Annotated in this window: 2 protein-coding genes and 2 pseudogenes; 1 reads left to right on the top strand and 3 read right to left on the bottom strand. The window is 42.6% G+C overall.

Translation table 11 applies throughout. The features are described from left to right. Positions 1-962: pseudogene (locus tag AC1DND_RS22235) on the bottom strand (hypothetical protein); the annotation flags it as partial. Between the two features lie 335 nt (positions 963-1297). Between AC1DND_RS22235 and AC1DND_RS22230 the strand changes: the two are divergent. Then, entirely contained in the window at positions 1298-3670 is a 2373-nt protein-coding gene (locus AC1DND_RS22230; RefSeq protein WP_477584789.1) for a UvrD-helicase domain-containing protein, read from the top strand. A gap of 926 nt (positions 3671-4596) precedes the next feature. Here AC1DND_RS22230 and AC1DND_RS22225 read toward each other — a convergent pair. Both AC1DND_RS22225 and AC1DND_RS22220 read right to left on the bottom strand, forming a co-directional pair. After that, complete coding sequence (locus AC1DND_RS22225) at positions 4597-4935, bottom strand: hypothetical protein (RefSeq protein ID WP_477584788.1); 339 nt, start codon at positions 4933-4935, stop codon at positions 4597-4599. Between the two features lie 221 nt (positions 4936-5156). Further along, a pseudogene (locus AC1DND_RS22220) lies at positions 5157-5372 on the bottom strand (class I SAM-dependent methyltransferase); the annotation flags it as partial.

Here is a 5372-nt window from a genome sequence, read left to right as displayed (position 1 = left end):
ATGTAGTTTGTTGTAGCGAAGGTAAACTTCACTTTTCCGCTCAGAAACGTGATGAGCTGGGGGATACCATCAGACCGGTTGGTTCCGTAATCACCGGCATAATAAGCATCGTAATAACTCAGCACATCGGAATAGGGTTTAACCCCATTGAATTCTGTGCCCACATCCGGATAGCAGTCCCTCCATATCAACGACTCATCGTCGATGTCGTCAAAGACTACATGCTCCCCGTAACTTCTAGCCAGCTCATCCAGCCCACCGCTTTCTTGAAAATATATAGTGTTGCCTGGATTGTTCGCTGAGGTCATCTGGCTCATACTCCAAGAGGTGTAACCATTATCCGGGGTACCTGAGGGAGAGAATTTATATTTCACCCCGGCCGCATCCCAAACATCAAATACCTCGCTTGCAAGGTTTGGAACTATTTTTAAAGCCTTATATGGAAGCAATAAAGGCGTTTTATTCACATCGTTTTTAAGGACGAATTTTCCAGAGTTCCCATTAAACTGATAGGTAAAAATATCTGGTTCGGTATTATAATCACGGGCCCAGCTTGAAATATTATCGGCCCTATTGTTAAAAGATTGAGATAGAAGATCGGATGCCGAATAAAAGTTGGCGGGATAAGGAGTTCTGAAATCCGATCTGCCCATTATTGTACACGATATCTTTCCCCCGGCGCTTAATGACCAGCCCATTCCCGTGAAACCGTTTGGATCGGATGGCTTTGCGCCTGATGCATGATACCTCAGAACGATCGGCACACTAAGGTCCCCCTCCTTAATGGTATATAAGGGAATCTCTATGTCAGGAACACCTGTAAAACTCCCAACAGGATAATCGACATACTTCATAAACTGCTGAGTAGAGGGTGATGGAAGGGTTACCTTAGGTAGTTCTTGTGCCCCGGCAACAGAATAAAAAAAGGTAAGCAGAAAAAAAAATAATCTATAATTTCTCATAATCAAATATTGAAAAAATCAAAAAAGTGCCATTTATCGCAATAGAACTGAACCTTCAAATCAACAATATCAAGATCTATTGGATATAGCCTTTGAAAATGATGATCATTCGCTTGGCGAATGGATGTGACTCAATTGTATCAATCTAAGGGGCCTAAATCATAAATGTACAATTAGGCCCCTAAAGTAATTTTTAAAAAAAATGAATGAGAATGTTTTTGACGAACTCGACAAATCGTGTGACGAACAGCCATTACGAGGTGACGAATGGAATTGCAAAACCAGCCGGTAAGAAAACGTGATGAAATGTTATATTTGTCCAACTGTTTTGATTAATGCCTCCAAAAAACCTTCCATATCAAAAACCAAACTGGTTTGATGAGCTTCCTGCATTCATAAAGGTTCTGCTGTTTATTCTTTCCTGTGGTTTTCTCTATTGGCTTAAAACCAGGCAGCAGGAACTCGAGCGAAGGGAAAATATCCGCACGCTTATCCCTGATCTTGTTTCTGCTTTGAAGGATATCGCTAAAAAGCAGGATATGGTTTTGTATTTTGCCAATTACGATGCATTTAACCTTCGGGCAGCGCATCGTGAGCTACTGGAGGCCATTCCTAAAGACTATCGGAATTGCGGTCTGGATAGTGATGAGCAGGCATTGATTTCCCGTTTTGTAGATAGCCATCAAAATCTGGAGGGAATACGCAGAGCTTATAATGAACGTTTTATCCCGCATGAGATTTCCGAATTCAAGGAATTTCTTTGCAGCCTGGAAGCCTATCCCCTTTCCTTGGAGCAGATGCGGGCGGTGGTCTGTGAGGAAGACAATAATCTGGTGATTGCTGGAGCAGGTACGGGAAAGACGACCACCATCAGTGCGAAAATCGCCTATATCCTGGAGAAGAACCTGGCAAGACCCGAGGAGCTGCTGGTGATCTCTTTTACCAATAGCGCAGTAGATGAGATGTTTGACCGGACCTGTAATTTCTTGCGGGATGATGAACTGGCCAGCGGGATCACTTTTAAAACTTTTAATGGCTTTGGCAATATGGTCTGCAGGCATTGCAGCCCCTACCCGGTGAAGCTCGCTTTTGATGGTAAGGACTACCGGGCCAAGTCGTTTATGCAGCGGGAGTTTGACAGGCTGTTTTTAACTGACGCGGATTTTGCGCAGAAGGCGGTTAACTTCATCTCTTTTTTTGTCCGGCCCCCGCGGGATGACTTTGAGTTTGAGTCGGAAAACGATCTGATCAAACATGAGCAGGCTTTCCGTAATGTGAGCCTGAACGGGACAGAGTGCAAAAGTCTAGAAGAGGTGATGATCGCCAATTTCCTGTACCTGCACCAGGTGGAATTTGTGTACGAGCGGACCTATCCGCTACAGGCCGAAGACCAAAATCCTGATTTTGGCGCCTATTCCCCTGATTTCTATCTGCCGGAATACGACATCTACCATGAGCATTATGGCATTGACGAGCAGGGCAATGTTCCCGCTTATTTCAAATGCAAACCTCCTTTTAAAACCCCTACCGAACAGTACCAGAGCGGCATGCGCTGGAAGGAACTGATCCACGAGAAATACGGGACCCGCCTGATCAAAACCTATTCCTTTCAGAACCGCAATGGAACGCTGCTCAAAGCGCTAAAAATTCACCTGGATAGCTACAAAGTGACCTTGAACAAACGGGACCTGGGCGAAATTTTGACCAAGATCAAAGCGCTGGACGACTATGAGGACTTTATGGGCCTGATCTTTACCTTCCTGAATCTGATGAAGTCCAATAACAGCACAATAGAGCAGTTAAAATCGAAAGCCGCAGACCAGCGCTTTGAAGTATTCCTCGGCGTATTTGCGCCATTGAGCGAGGCCTACCAGGCTGAACTGAAACGCACGGGCTGTATCGATTATAACGATATGGTGAACCATGCAAGCAGGTATATTTCCAGCGGTGAATTCAATAAAAAGTACCGTTATATTTTAGTGGACGAGTTTCAGGACATGTCCCTGGGCCGTTATGGCCTGGTCAAGGCATTGAAAGCCGCCAATCCCATCGCCAAGCTTTACGCCGTCGGAGACGACTGGCAGTCCATCTTCCGCTTTACCGGCAGCGACATCAGTATCATCACCGGATTTTCAAAGCATTTTGGGGTGACCGCCGAAAATGCAGTACTCCAGACTTACCGTTTTAACCAGGAGATACTCAACTTAAGCAGTGGCTTTATCCAGGTGAATCCCTCCCAGCTGAAAAAAAACCTGTCCTCGCCTTTTAAGGCATCACGTCCTTCTTTTGTACTCACTCCTCTAGCCAGCTATGGCAATAAAGCGCAAAGGGATCTGCAGAAGTTTGATGCTCTAAAAGATACCTTGGCAAAGATCAAGAAAGACCACGCCACCGCCTCTGTATTTCTCATCGGGCGCTACCACCATAATTCGCCCGCAGACTTAAGGGAACTGCAGAAAGCTTTTCCAGGGCTCAAGCTCTCCTATTTCACCGCCCATGCCTGTAAGGGGCTGACCTGTGACGTGGCCATTTTGCTGGACCTAGATAGCGGCGTATACGGTTTTCCCTCCCAGATGGCCGATGATCCGATTTTAGGCTACCTGCTCCAGCACGGAGACGGTTTTGAAAATGCAGAGGAAAGGCGCCTGTTTTATGTCGCCCTGACCCGCGCCCGCCACCAGGTCTATCTCCAATATCCACTATTTTAGATTGACACAGTTTATTTTACATACACCAATTTTAAAAATAAACCCCCAGACTCTTTTGCTCGTTCAATTTCGATCAGTTTGCCAAATTTCAAGACCTCCTCATCTCTTCTTTAGCATCTGGCCTACCTCGCAAATCATCCCAACGGGCTTGCAATTGTTGTAAATAGTCCATTATAATACTGGTGTAAGATGCTGTATTATCTATCCTTGATCAACTAAGATCAGTATGCAAAAACATCCAACCCCAAAAGCTTAACACTATTGAAGTTGGACTGGATTTCGTTATTTAGCCTAGCTCTGGATAATCATGATATAATCCATACACTAGATGAAGACATAAAACAAGAAGATTAATTGTGGGCAACAAAACGCAGAAGATCTCGAAACCATTTAGCTGAGTTAACCTTTTCTTCATCCTTATCAAAATGACCGGAACCAATAAGAAAAGAATAATTGGGAGAATTAAAATTAAAAACACTGATATTATACCCAGAACCTCATCAAAATCTACACCCAGACTAAAAACAGTATCCGTAAGCTTCAATGTAATAAAAGCTAGCGTTGCTATATTGGTTATAATACTTAACAACCCTACATATATGATAGGTTTATTATTGTTTGGGGCCATTTTCTATTTCTTTTTTAATTTCCTCGGTAACTTGTTTACTTGTCCCTTCATCAATGTTTGAATGTTCAACTTTCACCTTTTGTTTTTTGTTATCCACAACTTTGATGTTTGTCACCTTTGTTTTTTACCGTCCTTCGCCTTAATTTTTATTGCCTACTAAAAACCTTGTATTAGTTTTGTGGACAGCTTGCTTATGTAATTTAATGTGTTAAATATCAAAATACATTACCTCATTTTATGCTAAATACATTAAACTCAGATACCCAAAAATATCGGATATTTGAGTTTAAAGTAATTCCTATTTATCTGATTTAAATAAAGACGGCAATTCACTATAATAATCAGGTTGATATTTGGACATGAGATCGCCTGTTAGGCTAACACTATACTCGAACAAGTCGAAATCGAACCTAAAAAAAATTTCCTCATCAAAAAACTTCYTATTCTTCTTGTAAAGTTTTTCACTAATCTGATAGGACATCGCATCATCAAAAAGAAACCGCTCCGCTACMACCTGGTCAAGAAAAAGCTCTTCCAGCTTTTTATATGGRATATGRGAGATATTGATGGACCCAAACATATGTTCTTCGTTACGTAATACCACATCTAAGTAAACCTGATAATAATATTTTTCCATGATATTGTTTTAACGCTTATTATGCACCTCCCAAAGATAAGCAGCCCAACGGCAATAAATCCAATTGGACTTGGTCTACTAATTACAGGAAGATTGATTGAAGAACCACTTTAAGCCGAAATGGGGTGACAGTTTAAATGCCGAATGGACGGCCATTTTTGCCGAAATGCCCACATAAATCTGACGGATATTCTATGCTAAAAACTTTTTAAACCCGATTGTTATTTCCGTACGCACCAAGTGGTCATGGCTCTCATATTCTGCACATTGGTCGTCTTGATGGGTTCGTGAAGTTGTCCGCCAAGTTTTTTGGTGAGCCTCACCAGCATTTCCTGGTTGACTAAAAAGCGCTCTGATCCGTCTGGAAGAATATACCTCCCATTTCCGATAAAACGGACCAGCGATTCAATACCGATTTCTGAGGCCAGGCGACAGAA

Source organism: Pedobacter sp. 01N416 (assembly GCF_056399685.1).
This window is presented reverse-complemented; position numbering and strand designations above follow the sequence as displayed.